Genomic DNA, 25,807 nt, shown 5'->3' with positions numbered 1-25,807 from the left:
TAGTTGCTTGAGATCTCAGGTTAAAGAAAGTAGAGGTATAGCTCATACCAAGCACTTCTAGCTATTTAAAACCGGCTGATTGGTTTTCTATTTCAAATTCGCGTTTTTGAAATCAAATGGTATCTGCTCAATCGAATTCTCATTTTCGATCATCAGTTCAATTTTGATTTCCTCTTTTTCGGTTGCTGCCATATCTTTTTTCAATTTAATCAGCTTATATTTAATATTTGTACGCTTATCTGTCAAAGTGAGGTTATTGTAACCGTGGTCTAAGTCTTCATTAACAGCTATTATTAAATCTTGATTTTTAGTAGATCGATACGCATACATTAAGTCATAAGACTTGAAATCAATGCTTTTATAATCCTCCCCATTATTGGTTTTATACCTAAAATCTGGAAATGTTTTTTGTATGTTGGCAGAATCTACAATTGAAAAATAAACGGTTGGATTTGCTTTTACTACACTTTTATCTATTAAATTGATGTTTTTTTCTAAACCTTTTAGTTTACCCAAATTGAAATACGATTTTTTATTTTCTGATGGCTTGAAGTATATGATCGTGCCTTTAATATCAATTTTATGATATTTTTTATTTTCCTCAAGTTCGTACCTTGCTACAACATTAGCTCGTCTGAAAGAATTTTCAAATATATTATTGTGCAAAATTTGTCCCTTATTATAGGTCGCAGTAAGCGTATCTATTTTAATCAGGTGAAATCTGTCGTTGGGCTTATTTTCAAGTTCTAAACTTATCTCAATTTCATTGTACATCTTAATGGTGTGAGATAGTATTACTTTTTCTTGTGAATAAAGACAAATAGGAATCATTAAAACTAAAAGAGTTGTGAGATTTTTCATTTATACTTTGGAAATCATTAAAATACTGCCATTGCTTCATTTAGTTATACTTAGAGATCGATCGTGAGTAAACGATAATTTTTTAGCCGTTAGTTAATCCCTCTTGATACTATAAATCTTACCAAATTTACTATTTGTATCATGTTGCATTGACTTTATTTGATCTTTAGTAAATTTTATCGTTGCGTCTGCATAATCATTTTTATATTTCTTTAACAAGTCGGAAAGTCCAGAATACTTTTTCGTTGACATACTATGTGTTTTAAAAATCAAAGTATCGCCTTTTACTTCATAAACCTTATACAGCGTATAAGTATCATTTTTTTCTATTTTGTATAGATCATCAACTTTTGGATTTGCTAAATATTCAGTTTCATTAACCGAATTTTGATAAATAGTAAAGATGATCATGCAACATAACAATCCTATAACAAATAATCCAAAATAATGTGTAATTGGTCTCTTTGCTTTGGCAGATGCCATGAAATAGTCTTGCTTCATTTTTGGACTCATTTCATTTGCATATAGAATTTGTTTGCAATGACTGCATTGGCTCATTCCTTTTTTTGAAGTTGGAAAAATAGGAATCCAAAAAATATGAAAATAGCGGGCTAAAAATAAAAAAGTAACAGTCCCTTTGCTATTGCAATTCTCACAGTCGTAAGACAGCATTTCTTTTGAATTTAAGATCTTTGCTCTTGTTCCAAATATTATCATAGCCTGATTTTATTAGGTTTTATTTTTCCGGATTCTATTCTTTAGTTATTTTAACAGTCCCGTACGACTTTTAGTTTTTATTGTATAGTCCGCTAGTGCATTATTGATATTTTCTGCATTTGGGCAGTTATACTAGTAATAAGTTTTAGAGTAGCGATCTAAAGTGCATCGTTGCTGTTAGCAGTAATAAAAATACATTTAATAATCAAAACCAAGCAGTAGATTTACAATTCGCGAAACATGTTTTACAATTCGTGTAATAAGTCAGTTTATTTCCTTAAACAGATTTAATAACAGTATTTTAGTAAATAGAAGCTAGTTCGAAAATTGCGTTTTACGAAGCAAAGTCTACTTGTATATACGGATCAGGTAGTATACTTTGGCAAAATATATGCGCTGTAAGAATATGGATGCGAAAGAAAAAAATGGAAAGTGCAATTTTACAGTAAATTACATCAATACTTATTGTATATAGACATCGTTATCAATGATTTATTTAGGCTTATGAAAAGTATAAACGTATTACTGGTTGTAGTTGTTTTGTTGTTCCAGACCTTGTGTTTGGGACAAACTCAAGAACATACGAAAATAGACTTCATTGTTACTAATGATTATATGTCCGAAAGAAATCTTTCTTTGATGGGAGGGCCGATCCCAGTAAATTATAAGAAAGAGATTAAAGAAAGTTTACGAAATAGTTTTGTTGAGTTTTATGATGACAATAACAATATTACAGCGGAAAAATACTACAATAAAATAGGTGCATTATATCACACGAATCAAAATTTCTATGACAGCAAGAACCGATTAGAAAAAACACTTGAAATCGACGAATTTAAAAATGACACCTGCGTCATTCAGTATCAATATACGGACAGTTTAAATCTAGTGGCCCATAAACAAGTTAGTCGTTCATGTTCAAGTAATTTTCTCGATTTTTATTATAGCTATAATGAAAAAGGTCAGAAAATTAAAGAAGTACTGCATGAGAACAACACTTTCCTCCGTAAAAAAGTCATTCTGGAAATTTCTAAAAATGATAGACAAATAAGCTCGTATGATCAAGCAAACCGTTTATCAAATTATCAGTATAAGTATAATGACAAAGATCTGCTTATATACGAAAAACGTAAAGAATGGGATTATGTCCAAAAAGGAGAATATTTTGAAATTGGTGGCGAATATGAGTATTTGTATCAGTATGATAAAAATGGCAATTGGATAGAACGCATTAAACAAACCTATTGTCCAGCAAAGAAGAAAGTCGCAACAAGTAAAAAAGTGGATAACAAAAAAAGTCTAGTTAAAACAGAAGAACCAAAACTCCTCGAAAATATTGATTACAATTGCGAACCTGAAATCAAAGAGAAGCTGATCAGAAAAATATATTATAAGTAGAAATTTCCTTAAAAACAGAATGGTTATTTTCAGCGAGAGTTTCAATATTTACTCTTAAACGATCGAATCCAACGTATGTCAATCGAAATCTTGTTAAATTACACTGGCAAATATCTGGTTTTGAAAATATGGATCGCTCATTGGACTATAAAACAGACTTTCTGTGGTATTCTTATCGCAATCAACAGATTTGTGGGACTCTTAAATAAATTAAAGAACCTCCAGCTTAAAAAATAGCAGAAGTTCTTTAATTTAAGTAGTAAGAATAACCTCAGCTTCGAATTGTTATTGTTGAGCAGCCCAGATTTCAATTTCAATTTTAAGTTCCTCAAGTCCTAGTCCCTTTACATAAGCAATGGTCATCGAGGGATAGACTTTCCCGAATAATTCTTCCCATTTTGCATTTAGAAAGTTCCAGTCAATCTCTTCCGTAGCCCAGATGTTGACTTTTATAACGTCATCAGAAGCTAAATTTTGACTATCTAGAAGCTGGCCTATATTTAGAAATGTATATGCCACCTGTTCATTTATAGAAGATGGAATGGATCCATTATTATCAATACCTATCTGACCAGAAAAAGTATATAGATTGGAATTTTTAGGAATGATTGTAACATGTGAATAGTTCCCGACAGGTGCCGGAACATTTTTAGGGTTTAACCTCGTTACTTTTTGCGTGTTTTTCATACTCATTTTTTTAAAATAAAAACTATAAATTTTGTGAAATAGTGATGCAAATCTATGTTATGGAAGATCTTAGCTATTTCGAGTACAAAAGTATAGGTGATATTTATTGTAGAATTGGATAAAACCGACAGTTCTACATAAAAATGATTCAGATTGGTAAAGAAAGCATTTAGAGGATGGATTTGATCATTTGGAAGCATCCCATAGAGGGAAATTCAGCAACTTTTCGTTTGCATTAAGCATGAATCTTTCAGGGTTGGTCCCAGTAAATCCTTTGAACTCTCTAATATAATGAGATTGATCAAAATACTCGTTTTGATATGCGATTTCTGTAAGACTGTTAAAATCAGCTTGTCGTAAGATGTTTAAACCAGATTGAAAACGCATAATTCTTGAAAACATTTTTGGAGGCATACCCACATATTGTTTTATTAATCGCTCGAGCGAGCGTTCCGACAAATTCATTTCTATTTGAGTTTCTTTAAGCGTTTTTCCGTTTTGAAGAAATAAGGATGCGATTGTAGCTTTCTCAGTATTGCGCTCTACTTTGCTTATGTGTTTTAATAAAAAGTTGGAGATAATTTTAATCTTTTGCTTTAAAGAGACTGCATTAATAAGTTGTTGAAGAATTGGTTCTGTTATAATATCTTCTAGCGGAACTTTTTGATCATTAAATTCGAAAGCATCTACATTAAAAATAGTTTTTAAAGCTGTTGGCTGTAAATAAACTCCAATAATCCTAAAATTACCCATAACGCGATGCTCTGTGAACTTAGTTGACTGCCCTTGTATATACAACTGCGGTGCTGCCTGAGCATCCATATCAAAAAAGAGGTTTGGCTTTTCTTGAAAGATCAATGTAGGTATGCCATCTGGGATGATCTTAAATGACTTAACGCTAAAATTATCTGTGTCGTCTTCCAATACCCAAAAATATCGGATGTAGTCTTGTAAAGAGGTTTCTGGAAGGAACTCTTGATAATGCATTTGTTTTTCTTTTAAAACTTAAAAATACAAAAAATGATGAAGAATACGGAAATCCTTTTCTTATGATCCAGCATCTTTTCAAAGCTTCTATAGAGTCTTATGTTTCAGTTTATTTAGGAGTTTTCGTTTATAATTATCATTTTTAATCAAATAAATTGAATTATACTTTTTGCAATAAAAATTTATGGAATTATCTACATCTATTAGAAGAATCGAAAGCACAGATTTTGACTTTGTTTACGATTGCTTGTGTGCACTTGAAAATGAAATCTTAGATAAAGAAATTATTGAAGAGATATTCAATAACAATATTAAAAACCCAAATTATTATTATTTGATTGCTGAAAATTTAGATGGGAAAATGGGATTTATAACTTTCCATACGCAGTATCTGTTACATCATAGTGGACTGGTCGGCGAAATTCAAGAATTCTACGTAACACAGAATTTCAGAAACAAAGGAATAGGGCGAAAATTGATTGATGAAATTATGGAGATTGCTGATCAAAATAACCTAAAAAGTATTGAAGTAACCACAAACAAAAAGCGAATTGAGAATATTGCCATATATGAAAATCTTGGATTTAACCTGTCTCATAATAAATTTACGATATACAAATAAGCTAACGTGAACACAATTCCTAGAAAATGCAATAATAACCAATCATTAAAAATTAAAATGAAATTTAGAGTAGCAAGAGTCGGAGATATCCCGCAGATACAAGTTGTGAGAAATGCCGTCAAGGAAAATATGCTTTCAGATCCTAATCTGGTAAGTGATGAGGACTGTGAAGATTTTTTAATAAGAAGAGGGAAAGGCTGGATATGTGAAATTGACCAGAGGATCGTTGGCTTTTCAATTGTTGATCTAGTTGACTATAATATTTGGGCATTGTTTGTACATCCAGACTATGAAAAACAGGGCATTGGAAAACAACTGCACGATGTTATGCTGAATTGGTATTTCAATAAAACAAAGCAAACTGTTTGGCTGGGAACTGCACCCGGTACAAGAGCTTCAATATTTTACAAAACTGCGGGTTGGAAGGAGGTGGGTATGCATGGAAAAGGTGAGATCAAATTCGAAATGACATTTCAAGCTTGGAAAACCTTAAATTCTGATTAACAATATGACACATGATTAATATATTGATTTTAAATTTATTGATTTCGTTTAATTAAATTGATAGTTTATCTATTTTAGGTGTCAAAGAGCTAGTTTAAATTTATATAACACCGATCAGTGTAATGATAAATCAGTAAAATTGGTAAGAGATTCCGTGATTTATATACCATATATTTTCTATTAAATTAGGATTTTTGTACTGGGTGTAAATAAATAGATTGTCAAAGACCTGAGTTAAAAACAATAACTATCATAGAAGGTTATACCTGTAGTCATGACGACCGAAAGCAATTTTCACGTAACACCAATAAATAGAAGGATATGGAACAAATAATAAATGAAATATTTGAAAAGGGAAATCAAATAACCAATGGATATTTTACAGGAAATGCATTTCTAAATCTGTTGCAAGAAAAAGATGAAAATAATGATTTTGCCCTCGGCAATGTTACTTTTGAATCTGGAGCAAGGACAAACTGGCATACACATCCAAGAGGTCAAGTATTGATTATCACCGATGGTACAGGTATTTATCAAGAAAGAGGTCAAGTCGCCCAGTTGATTAAAAAAGGGGATATCATCAATATTCCTGAAGATGTGGAGCATTGGCATGGCGCATCTGCAGTAAGTGGCATGATCCACATTGCGATCACCAATTATAAAGATGAAGAAAATGTGACCTGGTTACAGGCTGTTTCAGAGGAAGAATATGCTATTGCCAACAAACAAATACAAAGATGAAAAATATATTCAAATTACCATTTTTGACAATCCTGGTGATGCTAATAAGTAGTCAAATCATATTTGCACAAAGCTCAGTTCAGGATACTACGATTAATAGCAATAAACAATTGGTACGAATTTCAGAAATTGAAGTGTATCCGAAAGATTTTGATGCATACTGTGCTATTTTAAAAGAAGAAGCAGCTGCCTCTGTAAAATTAGAACCAGGTGTAGTAGCCATTCTTCCGATGTACATTAAAGCTGATCGATCACAGATCCGTATTTTGGAAATTTACGCCAACGATGAGGCTTACCAGCAACATCTGAAAACTCCACATTTTCAAAAGTATAAAACAACTACGCTTACCATGGTAAAATCATTGAAACTACTTGACATGGCTGTATTAGACAAGGAAACAATGTCTGATATATTCAAAAAATAGAGGAGCAGCAAACTGTGGAATGACATCAACTTTGTGTTTTTATGATCAAACTTTAAGATAGCTGAAGATTTGAATTGATAGCTTAATACTTAATGAACTTAGTTCTGCGCGATTAGTGTAAAGCAATATAATCGGAACATGACAGCGGTGATCATGATACTTTTAGATCGATGTCGGCGCCGCATTCAGGTTCTGTCATCCTACTTTCTAAAGGTTTAAACGGAAATTCTTATATTTAACGTTATGCTAGCCTTTAACAAGATCTTTCTTTTTCTAATCATTTGGTTTTTATACCCATCAAACGGCTATAGCCAAAAATCTGTCACGATAACACAGCTCCAAAAACAATATGGTGGAACATGGATTGACAGAAAAACAACCAGATGCCTGCAGATAACTTTTGATAATGACCGATTTGCAACGATCATCGACTGGACCTGTAAATACCAAAGTCGAGAGCATGGCGATGTCTACAAGGCATATATCAAGAAAGACACATTGGTCATGCCCGAGGATAAGGATCACCATGCACCTTACAGTGAAATTACGATAGAAAACAATAAACTGATATACCGGACTAAGTTTACCGGTATACAGAAAATATCAATCTGGGATAAACAAGTATTTTCCCGGAAGTAATACCTTTGTGCATTTAGCCCATTTGCAAAAATTTACAAGATGGATGAGTAATTTCTATTTTTGGGAACTTAAAAAAGCTTGTCAAATTTAAATCTAAGCTATTCACCATCTTGTTTTCACTTCATGAGTAATAGGTATTATTGAAGTAGATATTCCTAATGCGATGACTCCCTATCATAGGCCTGACTATAAAAGATTTTAAACCTAGAACGGAAATTTTATCTCCTGCTCAATAATCGTTGTACTAAATCGTGACTCGATAACCCCTGTTGTACATAGTGGTCCTACGCTGATCAGTGAAATTTCACATTTATCTTCTCTCCAAATTCTAATAAATTTCTAATAAATTTCTGTTGATCCTCTAATGGCGTGTTAGCGGTATGCATTTTATATTTGCAACACATTTAAACAAAAACAATATGGACTCAGGCCTCCATTCAAAGACACAAGAGATAATTATTTAATTGCCCGCGAATCATCATAACCTTGTTTTATGCCGATTGCAGGCCTAAAACAACGTTATGTTTCATTTTTCAAAACTGTTTAAAAAATATACACACGATCTTGTCGTGTATGACTGCTCAGTAGCTTCAGTTATAAGACCAATGATGGTGGTCGCTATAGTGGATCGCATCTGTGACAAGCAAAATTACCCTTTCAGGTACCTCTTTTTAAGATTATCATCCTCACTGTTGTATACGGTTAGGTATAGCCTCACACACACTAAAAATAGGAGGGCCAATGACACTATTTGAATTTATTTTAAGATTATCTATCGCATTTGCACTTGGTGCAGCGATCGGCACTGAACGTCAATGGAGACAGCGGATGGCCGGACTAAGAACCAATATGTTGGTATGTCTTGGCGCCTGCATGTTCGTTTCACTTGGGGTGAAAGTTGGCGGAGATGCTTCTGGTAGAGTAATATCTTACGTCGTAAGTGGCATCGGATTTCTTGGTGCAGGAGTAATAATGAAAGACGGTGTGAACGTAAGGGGACTAAATACAGCAGCTACCCTGTGGTGCTCAGCTTCCATAGGAGCATCCTGCGGATTGGGTTTTCTTTCTGAAGCCACCATCTTTACCGTCTTTCTGATCATTACGCACGTGGTGATGCGTCCTTTAGGTACAAAGTTAAGCCGTATACCTGTAAATAGTGCTGATAATCCAGTCGCGTATCTCTTAATTATAAAATGCAGACAAGATGTGGAGAATCATTTGAGAGTATTATTACTTCAGTTCACTGGAAGTGATGAAAAACTGTTGTTAAGATCGCTAAAAAGTACTGATGATGGAGACGCAAGCAGAGCAATAATAATGGCTGAAATACTGGCAAATAGCAATGAAGATGCGATTATGGAGCGGATTGCGGGACGATTAACGATTGAACATGAAGTTTCTGAAGTGAGCTGGAATAAAGCTGGTATGGAGAATGATCTTTAGCCCCATCGTACATAGATTAATAACCCAAGGACCAATATCCAAAAACTAATAATAATTTAAAATATCTGATAATGATTGGTGTGATATCGCTTCATTTCCAATTGTATAACTAATAATATCTATTTAATACCATGATTAACGTAAAAGAGCGCTTAAAAGATAAAACGATTACTGACAGAAGAAAAATTATGTCAAAAGGTAGTGATGAGGCTGCTGCGACCAAGCTGCAAAATGTTTCAAGATCGGATCAGGATTTTTATTTCGCCATGCTGGAAAGCCATATCGGCGGTTTATCTTCTATACAAGCCAAAGAGAGGTTAAGTAGATTTGGCTTTAACGAGTTGCACCATGAACAAGCGCCTACATGGATAAAGCAACTATTTCAGGCATTTATCAACCCCTTTATTGGCATACTTCTTATTATTGCCACGATCTCCTTTATATTGGATGTATGGTTGGCCAGTCCCGGGGAGACCGATTATAAAACGGTTGTAATGGTCGGTATTATGGTGATGGTAAGCTCTCTACTCAGGTTCTTTCAAGAATACAGGAGTAATCGGGCCGCTGAGCAACTTAAAAGCATGGTAAAAACTACCGCGACAGTTGTAAGGAATATGACTGAAAAGGAAGAGCTTGATATTAAGAAATTAGTGCCTGGGGATGTCATTTTGCTTTCTGCGGGAGATATGATTCCAGCAGACTGCCGTATCGTAAAATCTAAAGATCTCTTTGTAAGTCAATCTATGCTGACAGGAGAGTCTTTGCCCGTAGAAAAGAGAAGTTTGGCTGTTCGGGACGCTGAAGAGAAACCACTGGTAGAGCTGGATAACATCTGCTTTATGGGAACCAATGTGGTAAGTGGTTATGCGACAGCAGTTGTCGTCAATACAGGAAATCAAACTTATTTTGGCTCACTCAGTAAAGTTATTGTGGGTAAACGTGCCGAAACAAATTTTGATATCGGGGTTAATAAAGTGAGCTACCTTTTGATCAGTTTTATGGTTGTCATGGTGCCCTTAATCTTCATGATCAATGGATTCGTTAAAGGAAACTGGTGGGATGCACTGCTTTTTGCAATTGCCGTTGCCGTAGGTCTGACCCCGGAAATGCTACCCATGATCGTAACTGCAAATCTTGCAAAAGGGGCAGTGAATATGAGTAAGCACAAAGTGATTATCAAAAGGCTCAATGCCATCCAGAATATTGGAGCAATGGATGTACTGTGTACAGATAAAACGGGTACGCTGACTATGGACAAAATCGTTTTGGAAAGACACTTGAATATTTTCGGACAGGAAGATGAAGAGGTACTCAAATGGGCTTATCTGAATAGTTTTCATCAAACAGGCCTTAAAAACCTGCTCGATGTTGCTGTTCTCGAACATGTCGAATTACATGACTACCTGAAAGTGGAAGAGCATTTTTTAAAAGTCGATGAAATTCCTTTTGATTTCCAAAGACGTAGAATGTCTGTTGTGTTAAAACAACGAAATGGTAAACATCTGCTCATCTGTAAGGGAGCGGTAGAAGAAATGCTTAATTTGTGCAGTCACGCCTTTGATCCGGGAGATGATAAACAGCTACATATTCAATCAGATCAGGTAATGCCTATGGATGAAGCGATGCGGAAGATGATTTTAAGAACTTCAAATAAACTAAATGAAGCAGGGCTGCGGGTTTTACTGGTTGCTATACGTGAATTTGATGACAGAGCACTGAATTATTCTTTAGAAGATGAGCAAAATATGACGCTCACTGGATTTATCGGTTTTCTTGATCCTGCTAAACCTTCCGCTAAAGCAGCAATTGAAGCTTTACAGAAGTTAGGTGTGAATATTAAAGTATTGACAGGTGATAACGAGATTGTCACAAAGAAGATATGCCAAGATGTAGGTATTCCTTTTGATCAGGTACTTTTGGGGGCTGAAGTTGAAAAAATGACTGATATGGAATTAAAGGAACAGATTGGAGAGGTTTCTATTCTGGCAAAATTAAGTCCGGTTCAAAAATCTCGGGTTGTTAAAATACTTAAAGAAAAAGGTCATACAGTTGGTTTTATGGGTGATGGTATTAATGACGCAGCCGCACTTAGAGATGCCGATGTAGGGATCAGTGTCGATACAGCGGTGGATATTGCTAAAGAAAGTGCTGATATAATTTTGCTCGAAAAAGACTTGATGGTTTTGAGAAAAGGAGTAATTTATGGGAGGAGAACTTTTGGAAACATCATCAAATATATCAAAATGACTGCGAGTAGCAATTTCGGAAATATGTTCAGCATGTTGGGCGCCAGTGCTTTTCTGCCATTTCTACCGATGCTACCGGTGCAAATATTAGTGCAAAATTTACTATATGATGTATCACAGGTATCTATTCCATGGGATAGAATGGATGAAGATTTCATTGAGAAACCTAAAAAATGGGATGCTTCTGGCATTAAAAGATTTATGCTTTATATTGGCCCAATTAGCTCCATCTTCGATTATGCGCTATTTGCAGTTATGTTCTTTGTTTTTAAAGCGAATAGTCCAGAACACCAAAGTCTATTTCAGAGCGGCTGGTTTATTGAAGGACTACTTTCACAGACATTGATTGTTCACATGATTCGCACGCGAAAAATTCCATTTATCCAAAGTTGGGCTACTGCGCCTGTAGTGGCGTTAACTTCACTGATTATGGTTATCGGAGTATTAATTCCGTTTTCACCTTTTGCAGGTGCATTATATATGCAACAATTGCCACTGAGTTATTTTCCTTGGCTTATAGCCATACTAGCTTCTTACTGCACACTGACACAGTTTGTTAAAACATGGTATATCAAAAAATTCAATCAATGGCTATGATAACGCAATAGTCAAATGGCTTAATCCGTTTAAGAATTTGTTTATCAATGTTGTATTGCTTCCTATCTATAGGGCTTTATCGGACTCAGGGATCATTTGAAATGTTAGTCGCTAAGACGTTGTATACATACGTCTTAGCGTTTTAAAGAAGCGATATTATTCCTCATTTCCACTTCAATTGTTTCGCTTTAGCATTTATCGTAAAAAATAAATAGAAGATCTTTTTAAAACGATCACATTTTTACAACTAAAACAAGTGGTACTATACTTCCATTCTGCTTATATATATCCCAACCATAATTTAAAATTTTAAGTCCTGTTATAGGATAAGAAAAAAGGCGACAGGAATCTTTACTTTTTTCCTTTAAAATGGTGTATGAGAGGATGATCGTTTCTTTTCCTTGAATCTGGATCTTAAAACTATGGTCTCCAGGGGTATCGTTGAAGAATATAATCTCCATAAATCCATTCATTGGTGAATTTTCTGAACCTTTAATGATACGCCAGTCATAGAATGGTGTGCCAGTTTCTCCAACACTGACACTTTTATTCTTTTCGCCAAAAGCATCTGTCAAGATAAGGTTGGAACCACTTTCCTTATCTGTGAAGGTAAGGCCAATGCGTCGATGAGGTGCTTGGTTTAAAATATTATCACAATTACGGTTTTTTTTACAGCTTGCTATTAAGCAAAAAGTTGCAACTAGGATTAAAATTGGTGTAATTAACTTCATATTCAAGATTATAATAGATAAAGACACTGAATTATCCTGCTTGTGGTAATTTTTTAAATAAATATATTCGTTGATTTATGATCACGATAGGGATGGATCAATCTCTTGATTGCAGCTGATAGGATTTCTGACATTTCACCGTTTTTTAACCTACTGTGATTGATAGAATTGACAATACCTACAATTTCTTAATTATTTGGCATAGCTTTGGCAATGATTTGATCAGTAAACAGCAAATAAACTATTTATTATACGATCGTCTTTTGTAAATACACAAATATTCGACTAAGTTCATTTTAGAAGTTTGTTTTTACATCATGACTTAAATAATAGAAAGTAGTATTGTACATTTAATGCATTAAGCATGCATAATCAGAATTTTCAGTTGATATACCTTAATAATTATTTAAAAGGATAGCATGAAACCAATAATGCTTTTGATGACAGTATATGTCCTTTTCTCTTGTAGTCATGGTGCTAAAATAGAGGCTACTCATAATGCAAAGGACCACAATTGCGACTGTGAAAAGACGGTCGGAATAGACCGTGTTTTATTTGCCACGAACATTCGGTTGAAAAATGAGAAAAATAGGAGGGTATTGCTGTTTAATTGTGCTACTGTTCATACTGGCATTGCATCTATTAGTGATGCCGATGGTAAGAATGAACGTGAAAAATTCATCTATGACTTGGATTGTATCTCTGCAATAGAACAAAGTCAGGAACTGTCTGATGATTTTAGATATTATACGGAATCGATGCAATCTTCCGAAGATTTTTTTCAAAGCCTGAATGAGGGGAAGAAGTTCTTTTATGAGCTTACTTTTGAGAAGCAAAAGATCAAATCAATCTTAAAAGTGGAATTAGATTGAAAAAACTGTACCCCTGGATAGATCGAGTAAAACGGGATCAGGCCAAATGAATATAAAGTTCACGACGTGAACACTACAATAAACTAAGAATACTAACTTATTAATTTTAAATTATTCGTCATGGGAACACTATTGTTAAGCGGAACGTTTCTCTACTTATTATCTTGGACAGGCCAAAATAACCTTGCAAAGTATCCATATGCAGATTCAGTCGTTACCGTTCAAGTCGAACAAAAACAAGAAAATAAACCGGTCATGATTTTAGAGGCATTTCAGATTCTGGATAGCGATGGCGGTTCTGCAGAAGCTGTATTAAGTATGGACAAGGATGGAAAGTGCTATGTGGGTAAAGAGTTTATCGGTACTATTACGGCAGCAGGAGAATTGAAGTCCGACACAGGAGAGCTATTGGTCCATTTAAAAGGTAATGAGTTACTGTCCAGTGACGGAAAAGTTTCACTCGTCATTAAAGAAGACGGTACAATTTCAAATGGCTCTGGTAAAGATATCACTTGGGGAACGGATGGTATATTAAAAAATATGGAATTGAGTCTAAAAATTGTTCCTGTAGACAGTAAAGCAAAAAGAGCGGCTTCCCTTCTCGTATATTCCTTTTTTGGTTCCACAGAGACGGAAGTTTAGAAATAGGGCTTCAATTTGCGATCGCATGACAGATCAAAAAAGTAGGAGCGACATTTATAATTATGTAATGCTGCTAACAGTAAAATACGCGACTTTGACGGCGAATCAAAGGAATGGGAGTAACACAATTAAAATTTTGTGTTAAATTTGGATTAGAGAAATTGTAATACCGAATTTCGTAAGGGTCCAAAACATTGGCAATAATTTTTATTGAATCCGAAACCGATAAATAATGGCAAAAAAGAAAAAAACGCTTCCGAAAAATTTCAGTGAATTAATTACTGAAAATAATATAGACAATCTTAAAAAAGTATTTGATACGTGTGAATTCGATGCAAGAGGTGGTTATGGAAAAGCAACAGCTCTTAGTTTTTTTAATGTTCCGGATGAACTTGTTCGCTGGTTGGTGCAAAGCGGAGCAGACATCGAAGCTGTCGATAGTTATGGACGTACGGCACTGCATCAACATGCGATGATGCGAAGTGGCAAGTTAGCCGTCTTCTTAGAATTGGGCGCGAATGTCAAGGCAGTGGATAGCTATGGGGACACACCGCTACATTTTGCGGCTGGAAGTAGTTTTAATGCTTCATCTGTCAAACAACTTGTAGCCTACGGTGCAGATACCAAAGCGCTAAATTCATATAAACAAACGCCCCTCGAGCGAGCTTTAAGTAGTGCAAACAATATTGACATTGTACATTTGGTGGAAATATCGCGAATATTACTGCAAAGTGAATCCGAAATCACTCAAAAAATGAAGGATGAAATTACTCGAATAGGAGAAGGTTTTGAATTTCATCGGAAGAATTTTAATAAAGACTATTTACAAGAGACAGACCAGGCGTTAAGCAAACTCTATGAGATATATCAAGTTGCACCTGTCAAGAAACGTATTATGCATGATGGTGTATCACCAATAATTGCAAATGGAACAACCTGGGAGAAACAATTTGAAGAATTGTGGGAGTTTTTAGTGCCATCAAAGGGAAGCGCTGACACAGTGCAAGGGGAGGTTGTGCGAATTGCAGGGAAAGTACGTGATGAAATATACCGTAATGGGGGTGGAAACTGGAACATTGATTTTAAAAAAATGTTGGATGCATTTTACCTGCACTTAACTTCTGAGCATGCTTTACCTGCTACTGAACTTGAAGAGGCAAAGACTTATATCAAAGATATTCGTAATACTGGATTTGCTGATGATCTTAATTGCCTATGTGAACTTGCAACGAACTGGGTACGTCTAAATCCGACACCAATTTTGCTTAATAAGCCAAATTACAAGAGATAAATTAAATCACTACAGTCGACGTTTCTCACGACATTTCATTCTATTAAAATAAGAAAAGCTAATCAAAAGATTAGCTTTTCTTTTGTGATGCCGTTCGGATTGGCTCAACTCCGCAGTTCCCGTGAACATCCTTGAGCCTCTAGCGGATCGAATCCTAATATTTTTAAACAAGAAAAGCCAATCTTGCGATTAGCTTTACCTCTGTGATCCCGCTGGGATTCGAACCCAGGACCCATACATTAAAAGTGTATTGCTCTACCAGCTGAGCTACGGAATCTTACTCTTTTTTTGAAGTTTCCTTCGTTGTTTGGAGTGATGCAAAGGTAGAAAAAACTAGCATACAGTGCAAATAAAACGACTATTTAATTACAAAGTCCTTTCTTGTCCTTTCATTTATAGGGAATTAATTTTTTAAATTTAAGAAATATAATCCCGATCTTCATTACTTAAAGTTGAATTTGGAACTGAAGATTGTTCAATTTCTGATGGATTAGCTGGATTTACTTGAATCACTTCTGTCTTTCTTTTCTTAGGTCTCAACAAAATAGCCCCAATGATGATTCCGATAAAAAGAGTGATTGCTATAATTGAGGATAATGCGAAGATGTGCTTACCAAAAAACCAAAATTCTACCGGAGCAGTGTTCTGCATAAAAAAAATCGTAATTATGACGACTAAAATTAAAAGTATGATCGTTTTGAAATTCATTTTTCGCGTTTTTATTTACCAAAAATAATCATTGTCATTGATACTTTATATTCTTAAAGGTGCAGGATCTATTATTCGCTTTGATAACGATCTGAAGACTAGAATGAATATTGCACACGGTTACTAAATTAATTAACTTGTATTAATATATAAATAAACTTCTATAAGCATGTATGACCGTCTAAAAAAGTTATTGTCACCGCTTTTTATCTTCTGCCTCGTACTATTGATTGCCAATGATTTTTATATGAAAGCAACTTTCCACAATGCGTTTACGGGAAAACTTTCTGATTTCTGTGGGTTATTTATTTTTCCTATTTTTTGGTCAACGATCTTTCCCCTTCATAAATTATGGATCTTTATCTTTACCGGAATATTGTTTGTCTTTTGGAAAAGTGAACTTGCCTCAGGACTTATAGAACTGCTGAATATCTTATTTAACATCCAACGAACGGTCGACCTAAGCGATCTTATTGCGTTGCCGATGCTGTTTGTAGGTTGGTTTTACATAAAAAACGATTCTATCGTGTTGATTGCTGATTCCTTAATAGCAAGATTAAGTACTTTGATTGTCGCAGGTATTACAATTTTCGCTTTCTGCGCAACTAGTCAGCAAAGGTATATCCAATCTTTTGATCAGCCACAATATGTCCTCTTAAAATCAGCTACAGTTCCCGATTTAAATTTATATGATGAATTTGAATTTTATCCGAAGGATTCTCTACTTGTGGTTAAGGTCAATCATTGGTATATTAATCGGCCCATTAGAAACGATGATTATAACAAGAATCATTCACTTGAAGATCTAGATAAAAATGTTGTAGCTAGGCTAGCAGATAGCACCACTGTAATTCCTTACGGAAAAATAACTACTCTGATTATTAATACAGCGGAGGGTGAGGATTTTTTAAGATTTAATGGGGGTCGCCTCGATGGTAAATTTAGTAGAAAAGTAAATGATAAATTAATCATTGAAGGATTTTACAAAATGGGGGTAGAAGACTCAACTTGGACTTTTACTTCCGGCGATAGCGATAACGTCGTCGTACAAACATTTGTAAATGGAGAACGGACAAGTGTCAAGCAGTTTGATCATGGTAAATTGGTTGCTAAGACTCATATTAATACCAGAGCAGATACTATCCGAAATACATATGTTCAGATCAGTATTATGATTTTGATTATCATTTTCATGATCCGATTTTTAATCAAGAATTACCGTAATACATTTCCTCAAGAACTTGAACTAAAATTAGTTTGGAAATGGTTAATATGTCTTATATCGCCAATATTTGTCTGGCTATCCTACATTGGAATAAGGATTTTGCTCATGGATTTCAATGAAGATATTTTTGTGATATTAGCATCATTTTTATTTATTTCTATAGTTGTGTGCCCGCTTATGTTTGTTGTTGTATTTTGGATCAAATTACGGAAGGAAATGGATATCTTGTTATACTGCCTAATATTTGGACTTTTATGTAGCATATGGACTTCATGTGGTACACTAATAGCTCTGTATAATTAGTTTTTGTCAAAATTTGACGATGGTAATGCTCTTATCTGATTAAAAAAATTGAAATTCTGAATGGAGATTAAAGCAGAGACTATAGTATCAACAGAAATTTATCCGAAAATTTTGAACCTCTCCATAATGTACCAAAAAGGATCCGATAGAACTTAAATGCTACTATTTATGATCTTTTTTAATTTCTTAAATAGGAAGCGAACAGCTGCGTAAGTAAGCAAGGAGAAAGCCAGATCTATTGCAAACGCCATTAACGAATAATTACTGAAATGCTGCATTTGACCTGTAAGCAGACTTTGTCCTGCACCTTCACTGTAGTACGTTAACGGAAATCCTACTGTAGTTAAACCATCATAGGCCATACCATTGTGGTAAGAAAGCCAACTCAGTAAAGCGAAGATCAGTAGCGTAGCTAACAGATAGGCCAATACTTTTTTATAGTTACTATGAGGTTCTTTGTACATGATCATTTAATTTAGAAAAATAGCCTCTTTTTTAAGAGGCTATTTTTTCAGCTGTGATGGACAGCTATATGTTTTATTAAAATTTATTTCGCATCGATATTGACCGCATTCAATCGTAATGAATTGAGGATAACGGATACTGAGCTTAGGCTCATTGCTGCGGCAGCAAGCATTGGCGATAACAAGATACCAAAAGTAGGGTATAAAATACCTGCTGCAATCGGAATGCCTAAAACATTATAAAGGAAGGCAAAGAGTAGGTTCTGTTTAATATTGCGCACTAATTTATGACTCAGTATTTTAGCTTTGGCAACACCCATTAAGTCGCCTTTCAATAAGGTTACTTCAGCACTCTCGATAGCCACATCAGTACCTGTACCCATTGCAATACCTATATCTGCCTGTGCTAATGCTGGAGCATCATTGATACCGTCACCAGTCATTGCGACTACTTTATTTTCCTGTTGCAGCTTTTTAATCTCCATCAACTTATCTTCTGGTAGCGCTTGTGCTTTAAAGTGTTTAATACCCAGTTCATCCGCTACAGCTTTAGCTGTTTTGGCATTGTCACCGGTTAACATAATCACATCAACACCATGATCCATCAGGTAATGGATAGCCTGTTTTGCCGTATCTTTTATTTTATCAGCAATAACGAGATAACCTAACAGTGTTGTTCCTTTAGCTAAGTAAGATACTGTACGGCCTTTTTCCTGTTCTACAGCAACTTGTTCTTTAACGCTTTCGCTGATCGCAATACCATCGTCCAATAACAACGATTCATTTCCAAGAAGCACTTTATCATTGGCAATATAACCAATAACACCTTTACCGTTTATGGTATCAAAACGATCTGTCTCTTTTAATGTTAGTTTTGACTCCTTTGCTTTCTTCACTACCGCTTCGGCTAAAGGGTGGGAGCTATTGGCATTCACTGAAGCTGCCAAGATCAACAATTCATCAACCGTACTGTCTGATGTACTGAATACCTCTTCCAAACTCGGCCTTCCTTCGGTTATGGTTCCGGTTTTATCTGTCACCAGTACATTCACTTTATCTAGCTTTTCGAGCGCTTCCGCATTCTTTATCAAGATACCATTTTTTGCACCTTTACCGATTCCGACCATGACCGACATCGGTGTTGCAAGCCCCAGAGCACATGGACAGGCTACGATAAGAACCGCCAAAGCATTGGCTAAGGCAAAGGCCAGTTTAGATTCTACTCCATAGATCATCCAGACGACAAATGTTAAAATAGCGATGGCAATTACTATAGGAACGAATATGCGGGATACACGATCGGTTAACTTCTGTATTGGTGCTTTACTTCGGCTTGCACTATTGACCATTTCAATAATTTGTGCCAATAGTGTATCATCACCGACACGGTTGGCTTTCATTAAGAATGACTGATTACCGTTAATCGTTCCAGCACTCACTTTATCACCTTCATTTTTATCGACAGGAACCGGTTCCCCCGTTAGCATGGATTCGTCAATCGAGCTATGTCCAGAAGTTATTTCTCCGTCTACAGGAATCTTTTCTCCTGGTTTAACGCGTAAAATTTGTTCTAACTGGATGTCTGCGACCGAAATTTTCTTTTCCACTCCATTTTCAACTAGATTAGCTTCTGCAGGAGAAAGTTTTATAAGTTCTTTAATAGCTGAATTCGTTCTTGAATGTGCTTTCGCTTCCATTAGTTGTCCCAATAGTACCAGCGTTAAGATAACGGCAACAGACTCAAAATATAGTGCAACCTGACCATGATGACCTAATAATGCATCCGGAAATAGGGATGGAAAGAATAAAGCCACTACGCTGTATAAAAATCCTGCTCCGGCACCTAGACCTATTAAGCTGAACATATTTAAGTTCCAAGTTTTGAAAGAGGTCCAAGCACGCTCAAAAAACATCCAAGTGGCATAAAAAACAACTGGAATGGTTAAAAATAACTGGATCCAGCCTGACATCTTTGGTGTGATGACTTGCCCGATCGGGTTGCCAGGAATCATTTCACCCATTGATAATATAAATAAGGGAACGGTGAATAACAGTGCTACCCAAAATTTCTTTTTCAGTGTTTGATATGTGTGATCATCTTCCTCTGTGTTGGCATTTGCTACTAAATCCATACCACAGATGGGACAAGAACCCGGTTTGTCACTTTGAACTTCTGGATGCATCGGACAGCTGTAAGTTAAAGCTGCTTTCTTTTCTGGCATTTTCTCTAAGTTCATACCACAGACTGGACAGGATCCTGGTTTATCATACAGTTTCTCGCCCTCACACATCATAGGACAATAATATTTACCCGCTGAACTGGCCGTGACCTTTGGAGTGCCCACTTTTTCATGCGAAGAAAAGCCTGTGGATTTAGTATCATGGTGATGCTTATCTGCTTTATCAGCTAAAGATTCAACTGGAACGAGAAACATACCACAAACAGGGCAGGAACCTTTTTGGTCGTAAGTTTTATCATGACCTTCACAAAACATAGGACAGATATATTTACCTGATGGTGCGCCTGCAGTTTGGACTGTCTGTTCGTCTTTATTTTTTGATGAACAGCAAGAGGCGTTCGCACTTTCATCCTGTGTGTGTTTATTTTCCGATAATGACTCAACAGGTACTAAATGCATACCACATATGGGGCAGGAACCTTCTTGATCGTACGTTTTATCATGACCTTCACAGAACATAGGACAGATGTATTTACCTGATGACTTGTCCACCGTTTGGTTTATCTGTTCTCCGTTATTTTTTGATGAACAGCAAGAGGCGTTTGCACTTTCATCCTGTGTATATTTATTTTCCGATAATGATTCTGCGGGTACTAAATGCATACCACAGACAGGACAGGAGCCCGGTAAATTGTACGTTTTATCCTGACCCTCACAGAACATGGGGCAAATGTATTTGCCTGAAACAGCTACTGCACTTTTTTTCGATTGATCATCTGCTTTATGATAGACTGAGTTCTTTCCGTTGTGATGACTATTGTTTTGCACAATGTGGTAATCACCAATTTCTGAAAGTGCTTTATTGCATTCATTTACATCAACACGATCTTCACTATCAATAATGACTTCCGGTGGATCTAACGTAACAGTAGCTTTTACACCTGGTATCTCATTTAGCTTATCTTCGACATTTGTGCGACATCCATTGCAAGTCATGCCGGATATTTGATATTTTTGATTCATAATCTGCTTTAAATTAACCTATACAAATATCCCTCTTTAGACAAAAATTAATGCTGTAACATTTGAGGTTTAAATTATAAGATTTTAATTAAGCAAGAAATATCCTTTAAATGGATATTTAGCTATCAGTAAAAGAACAAAGAAATTATTACTTTGTTTGTAAATGAAAATAGACCATGGATTCAAATCATAACAGAGATAAAAGAGACAGCTCGGGGCGGACTTCTCATATTTTAAATACTTCAGCCAATTTACTGGGAATTTGTTTTCTGGTCTTAACGACAATAAAAACGATGAAACTCACAGAGGGAAGTTTAATTGATGAATGTGCCGCTATTGCTATTTTCATATTTATGTCCAGCTGTATTATTTCCTTTATTGCGATGAAAAGAGGTGATCTAAGGGAAGTTAAAAGACTGGAAAATATTGCCGATATCATCTTCTTAACAGGCTTATTTGTTCTGTTTGCTGCTTCTATATTACTTGTGTTTAATCTGATATAGCGGTATGACATGACAGTCAATGCTAATTCGGTTTTTAACCGTAAATTATTGCACTGCAGCCACCATTTATTAAGGGTAATAGAATGCGAAATTTCTTCCAATATCGTTAGGTAATGGTTCGTAACTTATTCGCCCTTTCTTCGGAAAGGCTTCGGGAATTGTCTATTGTGCCTCTACTGTTTGTATACTGTTTGTCTACCTTTCCTCTACATAGACAGTAGAGGCGGAGTATAGGCATAGTACAGAATTAGTATAAACTACCCGAGGAAGGGGCGAAGCAGACCCGAAGGGCAGTCAAATAAAACTCGAATTTGCGGAGAAAAGTTCTTGCCGTAGATAACTTGATCTTTTTTTTAGTGATGTATAAATTTTATGCTTTATTACGAAGAATGTATAAGCTAAAAGTCCAAAGAAGTCCGTGAAAGTCCATGGAAGTCCGTAAAAGTCCTTAGTCTTCTTGAGAATGCTTGCACAACGGCTCGATAATGATAGGGAACAACTTCGGGATTGATTCGGGTGCGCTTCGACTGTTCTTCGACTCGGCTTCGACCATAAGACGAAAACGAGTCGAATAAATGGCGAACAAAATACGAACCAGTTTGCTCGCAATCTCAAAGAAATCCCGAACATCTCTCAAAAAAAAGTCGATCATTCCTAATCTATTATTAAAACATACAACAGATCGCCATCACTATATCTTTACAATAGATCAGATTACTTGAAAACAAGTGATTTAAGCAATTTAATCCATCAGGATAAATCTTTGCTAGATTGATCTAACAGAACTCTTTAAATCGCTTAAAATTAGCTTCAATATAAAGCAGTTAATTTTCAGAATGTGCTGTTCTATAGATATATTGATCAATAGATTGCAACAGTAATTTCAAGGATATATGCCTCAGAATCTTATTGCAGAAAAAAGTAATGTTTAAATGCCTTTGAAAATAATAGGATTGTTAGAAAATTACATAAACAGCATAACCTCAGGATGTTTGAGGATCGTTTTGATCAAAGGTTTTGTTTCTCCCTCAATAATGGTTTTGTAGTGCGGTTCTGGAATGAAAAGTTTAAAGGTTTTCTTTTCAATTTTTATGACAAAAATTGCACCGTGTACCACCTGCTTATCATCGATAACCATTGAAAATTCATCAACCGGTTGATTAGCAAGCTTATTCTTTTCAACTAATTTTATAAGTTTTTCCATAGCCAAAACTACATATTCTCGTCAATATAATGCGATATATTGACGAGAATATCATTAATTTTTAGCGATTAAATCTCTTAATGCAACGGAAGCAATTGCTCCTCCAAATGCAGCTGGCAGATAAGACATCGTTCCGTATGCAGATTTCTTATAGTTACTGCCATCGGTATACAATAGGGATGCTTTATCTGGCAATTCTGTAGAAAATACTGCTTTAAAACCACTTCTTATCCCATGTTTATATAACTTTTTACGGATATGATGAGCAAGTTTACAATTATAGGTTTCTCCGATATCTGCAATTTCTATTTTTGTAGGATCCATTTTTCCCCCAGCTCCCATAGAACTTACAAAACGAACTTTACGCTCTAGAGCCTGACGGATAAAAAATAATTTTGGCGTGATACTATCAATTGCTTCCACTGCATAGTCGGGATTAAGATCCAATAGATCGGAAATCTTTTCAGGAAGAACGAAATCTTCAACAATAGTCAAATCCAGTTCAGGATTTATAGATAATAACCGATCGCGCATGATCTGTGCTTTAGATTGACCATGGTTGGTTGCCAATGCTGGTAACTGTCTGTTTCTATTAGAAGGATCTACAGTGTCGCCATCAATGATGGTCATTTTGCCAACACCGCCACGGCAGATAAATTCCGCTGCAAACGATCCTACGCCTCCCAATCCCAAAACCATGACATGAGAATTTGCCAATTTTTCTAAAGCTTCACGCCCCACTAATGCCTCTGTACGCGATAGCCAAGTTAAGTCTTTCATATTTTACTCAAATACAAGTTGATAGTTTCTTATTATGTTTTCTTTTAATTCATTTATCGATATCTTTTTCAATTGTGCTGCATAAGCGTACAATTCTCTGATATCGGCATGCGCATCATCCGTTTCCAAAAAAAGCTGTTCAAGAGGAGTCGCTACAAGCGTTTCATCTAACTTTCCCGTGAGAATTGATGAACCAAACGAAAGGTAATATCCTTTTTTAAGCAATTGCTCAGCAAGTTCTCGATTCTTATTAAATCCATGAAAAATGATGTGACCTGTGAAATTTTCACTTTTTAAAACTTGCTGTACTTCGTCAAAAGCACGGACGCAATGAATGATCAATGGCTTACCGTATTCTTTTGCTAAGCTAACTTGTTTTTGAAAAACGTCTTGCTGCACATTTAGGGGCACAGATATTACTTTATCCATACCACATTCCCCGACAGCTAGAATTTCATGATCACGAAGCAATTCTTGCAGGATCGATATGCCTTTAAAAGGGTCACTTTCACTGATGTGCCATGGGTGTAACCCCGCAGTTACTGGCGGTAAATAATGATCATCTGGATCAGCATTCAGTATAAGATTAAATACGTCAAAGCGTTCAGTCTCTGACGAGTGATGCTGATGGGTATGGATATCAATGTATATCTGTGTCATAATCAGGCGCAAATTTCAGAAAAAAAAATGATGTTTGAGAATTTTATCTACTAAAGATATAGATATTTATTGAATATGTGTATCAAGAACTTGCAACATACCATTTGCTTTTAACAAGCATTCTTGATATTCGTCTTCAGCATTTGCCTGAACGGTAATAGCACCGCCTGTCTGAAAGGACAGGTATTTACTTTGTGCATTGTATAAAATGGTCCGGATCACAACATTGAAATCAAAATCACCTTCAGGACCGAAATAACCGATGGATCCTGCATATAACGAGCGTCTTGTTGCTTCAACTTGATCACAGATCTGCATGGCAGCAATTTTAGGAGCGCCGGTCATTGAACCAGCAGGGAAGGTATTTTTAATAACTTCAACATCCGCTACTTTTTCATCGATTTCACAGGTAATGGTCGAAATCATCTGATGAACGAGTTTAAATGTCTGAATTTCGAATAGACGATCTGCTTTGACAGATTTTGGTACTGCGCTTTTCGTGAGATCATTGCGAACTAAATCTACAATCATCACATTTTCAGCAATTTCTTTCGTAGAGTTTAACATGCCTTGGACGATCTTTTGATCTTCTTCAGCAGTTTTTCCTCGCTTTGCAGTTCCTTTTATAGGTTGGGAAATGAGCTGTTGATTCCTTTTCGCCAGAAATCTTTCTGGAGATGCGGAAAGGATGTAATTCTTGTTGAATTTAAAAAATGCCGCAAACGGCGTAGGGGAGATGCTGTTCAATTTTTCAAATGCCGCTACGGGATTTAAGTTGACCTGGTCAGCATAAAACTCCTGGCAGAGGTTGACTTCGTAAATATCTCCTCTTTGGATATGATCTTGCATTTTATTAAATGCAAGCATGTATTCAGCCTTAGACCATCTGGTCTGTATCTGGCCATCAAAACCCACAGAAGCGGTCTGCCATGTAAAATCTAAAATGGTTTGATAGATTTGAGCAGGATTTTCAGCTGTTATCCAAACGGTATTTCCAATTGTTTTGATCGTAACTGCAGGAACAAAGAAATAGGCTAATGGAAATCCTAAAGGATCATCATGATGTGTTTCCAGTTCTTCGATTTCATTTTTCAGATCGTACGAAAAAAAACCAGGAATATAAGTATCTGGATATGTGTCTATATATTTTTGAACATCCTGAAGTGTATTACCGGAAGTCGAGGTATAAGAGGAAGTTGCTTTTACTGCAATTAAGCATTCAAATGCACTCCACTGATCGCTATGTCCATTGGAATGGAGATAAGCTACTTCATCAAATTGCGCTGCCCATTGCAGCGCTTTTTGATGAAAATTATTCGTTGAATCTATAACAAAATTGTCTTCGACCCGCATT

25 protein-coding genes and 1 tRNA gene are annotated in these 25,807 nt (G+C 35.7%); 13 read left to right on the top strand and 13 right to left on the bottom strand.

The genetic code is table 11. The features are described 5' to 3' along the window. Positions 1-87: 87 nt before the first annotated feature. Both M2265_RS02210 and M2265_RS02205 read right to left on the bottom strand, forming a co-directional pair. Entirely contained in the window at positions 88-861 is a 774-nt protein-coding gene (locus M2265_RS02210; RefSeq protein WP_132768154.1) for a hypothetical protein, read from the bottom strand. A gap of 93 nt (positions 862-954) precedes the next feature. Next, complete coding sequence (locus tag M2265_RS02205) at positions 955-1,578, bottom strand: zinc-ribbon domain-containing protein (RefSeq protein ID WP_132768155.1); 624 nt, start codon at positions 1,576-1,578, stop codon at positions 955-957. Positions 1,579-2,082: 504 nt separating this feature from the next. On the opposite strand from M2265_RS02205, the gene M2265_RS02200 reads away from it, so the two are divergent. Next, the gene (locus M2265_RS02200) at positions 2,083-2,976 is read left to right on the top strand and encodes a hypothetical protein (RefSeq protein ID WP_132768157.1); all 894 of its coding nucleotides are present in this window, start codon (positions 2,083-2,085) and stop codon (positions 2,974-2,976) included. Positions 2,977-3,261: 285 nt separating this feature from the next. Here the strand turns inward: M2265_RS02200 and M2265_RS02195 are convergent, their stop codons facing one another. Then, a complete protein-coding gene (locus M2265_RS02195) occupies positions 3,262-3,663 on the bottom strand; it encodes a RidA family protein (protein ID WP_165905831.1) in 402 nt (133 codons plus the stop codon). A gap of 186 nt (positions 3,664-3,849) precedes the next feature. Then, complete coding sequence (locus tag M2265_RS02190; protein ID WP_132768160.1) at positions 3,850-4,650, bottom strand: helix-turn-helix domain-containing protein; 801 nt, start codon at positions 4,648-4,650, stop codon at positions 3,850-3,852. A gap of 184 nt (positions 4,651-4,834) precedes the next feature. On the opposite strand from M2265_RS02190, the gene M2265_RS02185 reads away from it, so the two are divergent. The 7 genes from M2265_RS02185 (at position 4,835) to mgtA (ending at position 11,867) form a co-directional block, all read left to right on the top strand. Then, a complete protein-coding gene (locus M2265_RS02185; RefSeq protein WP_021190628.1) occupies positions 4,835-5,272 on the top strand; it encodes a GNAT family N-acetyltransferase in 438 nt (145 codons plus the stop codon). 57 nt (positions 5,273-5,329) lie between these two features. Next, a complete protein-coding gene (locus M2265_RS02180) occupies positions 5,330-5,776 on the top strand; it encodes a GNAT family N-acetyltransferase (RefSeq protein WP_132768162.1) in 447 nt (148 codons plus the stop codon). Between the two features lie 321 nt (positions 5,777-6,097). Next, positions 6,098-6,517, top strand: coding sequence for a cupin domain-containing protein (locus M2265_RS02175; protein WP_021190626.1), 420 nt, complete (start codon positions 6,098-6,100; stop codon positions 6,515-6,517). Further along, a complete protein-coding gene (locus M2265_RS02170; protein WP_132768164.1) occupies positions 6,514-6,942 on the top strand; it encodes a putative quinol monooxygenase in 429 nt (142 codons plus the stop codon). The genes M2265_RS02175 and M2265_RS02170 overlap by 4 nt, the downstream gene beginning before the upstream one ends. A gap of 243 nt (positions 6,943-7,185) precedes the next feature. Then, the gene (locus M2265_RS02165; protein WP_132768166.1) at positions 7,186-7,581 is read left to right on the top strand and encodes a hypothetical protein; all 396 of its coding nucleotides are present in this window, start codon (positions 7,186-7,188) and stop codon (positions 7,579-7,581) included. A gap of 741 nt (positions 7,582-8,322) precedes the next feature. After that, complete coding sequence (locus tag M2265_RS02160) at positions 8,323-9,024, top strand: MgtC/SapB family protein (protein ID WP_132768168.1); 702 nt, start codon at positions 8,323-8,325, stop codon at positions 9,022-9,024. Between the two features lie 131 nt (positions 9,025-9,155). Next, positions 9,156-11,867, top strand: a complete 2,712-nt coding sequence (gene mgtA / locus M2265_RS02155) for a magnesium-translocating P-type ATPase (protein WP_132768170.1) — start codon at positions 9,156-9,158, stop codon at positions 11,865-11,867. A 233-nt stretch (positions 11,868-12,100) separates the two neighbouring features. On the opposite strand, the gene M2265_RS02150 is transcribed toward mgtA, so the two are convergent. Further along, entirely contained in the window at positions 12,101-12,598 is a 498-nt protein-coding gene (locus M2265_RS02150; protein WP_132768172.1) for a hypothetical protein, read from the bottom strand. Positions 12,599-13,017: 419 nt separating this feature from the next. On the opposite strand from M2265_RS02150, the gene M2265_RS02145 reads away from it, so the two are divergent. The 3 genes from M2265_RS02145 to M2265_RS02135 all read left to right on the top strand — a co-directional run bounded on the left by M2265_RS02145 (position 13,018) and on the right by M2265_RS02135 (position 15,403). Beyond that, positions 13,018-13,470, top strand: a complete 453-nt coding sequence (locus tag M2265_RS02145; protein WP_132768174.1) for a hypothetical protein — start codon at positions 13,018-13,020, stop codon at positions 13,468-13,470. 120 nt (positions 13,471-13,590) lie between these two features. Then, a complete protein-coding gene (locus M2265_RS02140) occupies positions 13,591-14,112 on the top strand; it encodes a hypothetical protein (RefSeq protein ID WP_132768176.1) in 522 nt (173 codons plus the stop codon). Positions 14,113-14,344: 232 nt separating this feature from the next. Further along, complete coding sequence (locus M2265_RS02135) at positions 14,345-15,403, top strand: ankyrin repeat domain-containing protein (protein ID WP_132768178.1); 1,059 nt, start codon at positions 14,345-14,347, stop codon at positions 15,401-15,403. Positions 15,404-15,607: 204 nt separating this feature from the next. Here the strand turns inward: M2265_RS02135 and M2265_RS02130 are convergent. Both M2265_RS02130 and M2265_RS02125 read right to left on the bottom strand, forming a co-directional pair. Continuing rightward, positions 15,608-15,680, bottom strand: a tRNA-Lys gene (locus tag M2265_RS02130). A 140-nt stretch (positions 15,681-15,820) separates the two neighbouring features. Continuing rightward, complete coding sequence (locus tag M2265_RS02125) at positions 15,821-16,111, bottom strand: DUF1049 domain-containing protein (RefSeq protein WP_132768180.1); 291 nt, start codon at positions 16,109-16,111, stop codon at positions 15,821-15,823. A 169-nt stretch (positions 16,112-16,280) separates the two neighbouring features. On the opposite strand from M2265_RS02125, the gene M2265_RS02120 reads away from it, so the two are divergent. After that, a complete protein-coding gene (locus M2265_RS02120) occupies positions 16,281-17,639 on the top strand; it encodes a hypothetical protein (RefSeq protein WP_132768182.1) in 1,359 nt (452 codons plus the stop codon). Between the two features lie 152 nt (positions 17,640-17,791). Here M2265_RS02120 and M2265_RS02115 read toward each other — a convergent pair whose 3' ends face one another. Both M2265_RS02115 and M2265_RS02110 read right to left on the bottom strand, forming a co-directional pair. Next, positions 17,792-18,103 carry a hypothetical protein gene (locus tag M2265_RS02115; RefSeq protein WP_132768184.1) on the bottom strand — a complete coding sequence of 104 codons (312 nt, stop codon included), beginning with the start codon at positions 18,101-18,103 and terminating at the stop codon, positions 17,792-17,794. A gap of 83 nt (positions 18,104-18,186) precedes the next feature. Next, on the bottom strand, positions 18,187-21,306 hold the full coding sequence (locus M2265_RS02110) for a heavy metal translocating P-type ATPase (protein WP_132768186.1): 3,120 nt from the start codon (positions 21,304-21,306) through the stop codon (positions 18,187-18,189). A 176-nt stretch (positions 21,307-21,482) separates the two neighbouring features. Here M2265_RS02110 and M2265_RS02105 point away from each other — a divergent pair, with 176 nt between their 5' ends. After that, positions 21,483-21,809 (top strand): hypothetical protein, encoded by a 327-nt coding sequence (locus M2265_RS02105; RefSeq protein WP_021191415.1) that lies wholly within the window; start codon positions 21,483-21,485, stop codon positions 21,807-21,809. A gap of 964 nt (positions 21,810-22,773) precedes the next feature. Here M2265_RS02105 and M2265_RS02100 read toward each other — a convergent pair. The 4 genes from M2265_RS02100 to M2265_RS02085 all read right to left on the bottom strand — a co-directional run bounded on the left by M2265_RS02100 (position 22,774) and on the right by M2265_RS02085 (position 25,806). Then, positions 22,774-23,013 carry a hypothetical protein gene (locus M2265_RS02100; RefSeq protein ID WP_132768188.1) on the bottom strand — a complete coding sequence of 80 codons (240 nt, stop codon included), beginning with the start codon at positions 23,011-23,013 and terminating at the stop codon, positions 22,774-22,776. Positions 23,014-23,067: 54 nt separating this feature from the next. Beyond that, a complete protein-coding gene (locus M2265_RS02095; protein WP_132768190.1) occupies positions 23,068-23,793 on the bottom strand; it encodes a ThiF family adenylyltransferase in 726 nt (241 codons plus the stop codon). A 3-nt stretch (positions 23,794-23,796) separates the two neighbouring features. Further along, positions 23,797-24,453, bottom strand: a complete 657-nt coding sequence (locus tag M2265_RS02090; protein ID WP_132768192.1) for a TatD family hydrolase — start codon at positions 24,451-24,453, stop codon at positions 23,797-23,799. A gap of 66 nt (positions 24,454-24,519) precedes the next feature. Beyond that, positions 24,520-25,806, bottom strand: coding sequence for an anthranilate synthase component I family protein (locus M2265_RS02085; protein ID WP_132768194.1), 1,287 nt, complete (start codon positions 25,804-25,806; stop codon positions 24,520-24,522). Between the last annotated feature and the right edge of the window lies 1 nt (position 25,807).

Origin of the sequence: Sphingobacterium kitahiroshimense (assembly GCF_025961315.1) — a bacterium.
Classification (GTDB): Bacteria; Bacteroidota; Bacteroidia; order Sphingobacteriales; family Sphingobacteriaceae; genus Sphingobacterium; species Sphingobacterium anhuiense.
This window is presented reverse-complemented; position numbering and strand designations above follow the sequence as displayed.

Excerpts from the sequence above, each read along its gene's own strand:
- M2265_RS02210 (WP_132768154.1), bottom strand. The coding sequence starts at position 861 with ATGAAAAATCTCACAACTCTTTTAGTTTTAATGATTCCTATTTGTCTT.
- M2265_RS02205 (WP_132768155.1), bottom strand. The coding sequence starts at position 1,578 with ATGATAATATTTGGAACAAGAGCAAAGATCTTAAATTCAAAAGAAATG.
- M2265_RS02200 (WP_132768157.1), top strand. The coding sequence starts at position 2,083 with ATGAAAAGTATAAACGTATTACTGGTTGTAGTTGTTTTGTTGTTCCAG.
- M2265_RS02195 (WP_165905831.1), bottom strand. The coding sequence starts at position 3,663 with ATGAAAAACACGCAAAAAGTAACGAGGTTAAACCCTAAAAATGTTCCG.
- M2265_RS02190 (WP_132768160.1), bottom strand. The coding sequence starts at position 4,650 with ATGCATTATCAAGAGTTCCTTCCAGAAACCTCTTTACAAGACTACATC.
- M2265_RS02185 (WP_021190628.1), top strand. The coding sequence starts at position 4,835 with ATGGAATTATCTACATCTATTAGAAGAATCGAAAGCACAGATTTTGAC.
- M2265_RS02180 (WP_132768162.1), top strand. The coding sequence starts at position 5,330 with ATGAAATTTAGAGTAGCAAGAGTCGGAGATATCCCGCAGATACAAGTT.
- M2265_RS02175 (WP_021190626.1), top strand. The coding sequence starts at position 6,098 with ATGGAACAAATAATAAATGAAATATTTGAAAAGGGAAATCAAATAACC.
- M2265_RS02170 (WP_132768164.1), top strand. The coding sequence starts at position 6,514 with ATGAAAAATATATTCAAATTACCATTTTTGACAATCCTGGTGATGCTA.
- M2265_RS02165 (WP_132768166.1), top strand. The coding sequence starts at position 7,186 with ATGCTAGCCTTTAACAAGATCTTTCTTTTTCTAATCATTTGGTTTTTA.
- M2265_RS02160 (WP_132768168.1), top strand. The coding sequence starts at position 8,323 with ATGACACTATTTGAATTTATTTTAAGATTATCTATCGCATTTGCACTT.
- mgtA (WP_132768170.1), top strand. The coding sequence starts at position 9,156 with ATGATTAACGTAAAAGAGCGCTTAAAAGATAAAACGATTACTGACAGA.
- M2265_RS02150 (WP_132768172.1), bottom strand. The coding sequence starts at position 12,598 with ATGAAGTTAATTACACCAATTTTAATCCTAGTTGCAACTTTTTGCTTA.
- M2265_RS02145 (WP_132768174.1), top strand. The coding sequence starts at position 13,018 with ATGAAACCAATAATGCTTTTGATGACAGTATATGTCCTTTTCTCTTGT.
- M2265_RS02140 (WP_132768176.1), top strand. The coding sequence starts at position 13,591 with ATGGGAACACTATTGTTAAGCGGAACGTTTCTCTACTTATTATCTTGG.
- M2265_RS02135 (WP_132768178.1), top strand. The coding sequence starts at position 14,345 with ATGGCAAAAAAGAAAAAAACGCTTCCGAAAAATTTCAGTGAATTAATT.
- M2265_RS02125 (WP_132768180.1), bottom strand. The coding sequence starts at position 16,111 with ATGAATTTCAAAACGATCATACTTTTAATTTTAGTCGTCATAATTACG.
- M2265_RS02120 (WP_132768182.1), top strand. The coding sequence starts at position 16,281 with ATGTATGACCGTCTAAAAAAGTTATTGTCACCGCTTTTTATCTTCTGC.
- M2265_RS02115 (WP_132768184.1), bottom strand. The coding sequence starts at position 18,103 with ATGTACAAAGAACCTCATAGTAACTATAAAAAAGTATTGGCCTATCTG.
- M2265_RS02110 (WP_132768186.1), bottom strand. The coding sequence starts at position 21,306 with ATGAATCAAAAATATCAAATATCCGGCATGACTTGCAATGGATGTCGC.
- M2265_RS02105 (WP_021191415.1), top strand. The coding sequence starts at position 21,483 with ATGGATTCAAATCATAACAGAGATAAAAGAGACAGCTCGGGGCGGACT.
- M2265_RS02100 (WP_132768188.1), bottom strand. The coding sequence starts at position 23,013 with ATGGAAAAACTTATAAAATTAGTTGAAAAGAATAAGCTTGCTAATCAA.
- M2265_RS02095 (WP_132768190.1), bottom strand. The coding sequence starts at position 23,793 with ATGAAAGACTTAACTTGGCTATCGCGTACAGAGGCATTAGTGGGGCGT.
- M2265_RS02090 (WP_132768192.1), bottom strand. The coding sequence starts at position 24,453 with ATGACACAGATATACATTGATATCCATACCCATCAGCATCACTCGTCA.
- M2265_RS02085 (WP_132768194.1), bottom strand. The coding sequence starts at position 25,806 with ATGCGGGTCGAAGACAATTTTGTTATAGATTCAACGAATAATTTTCAT.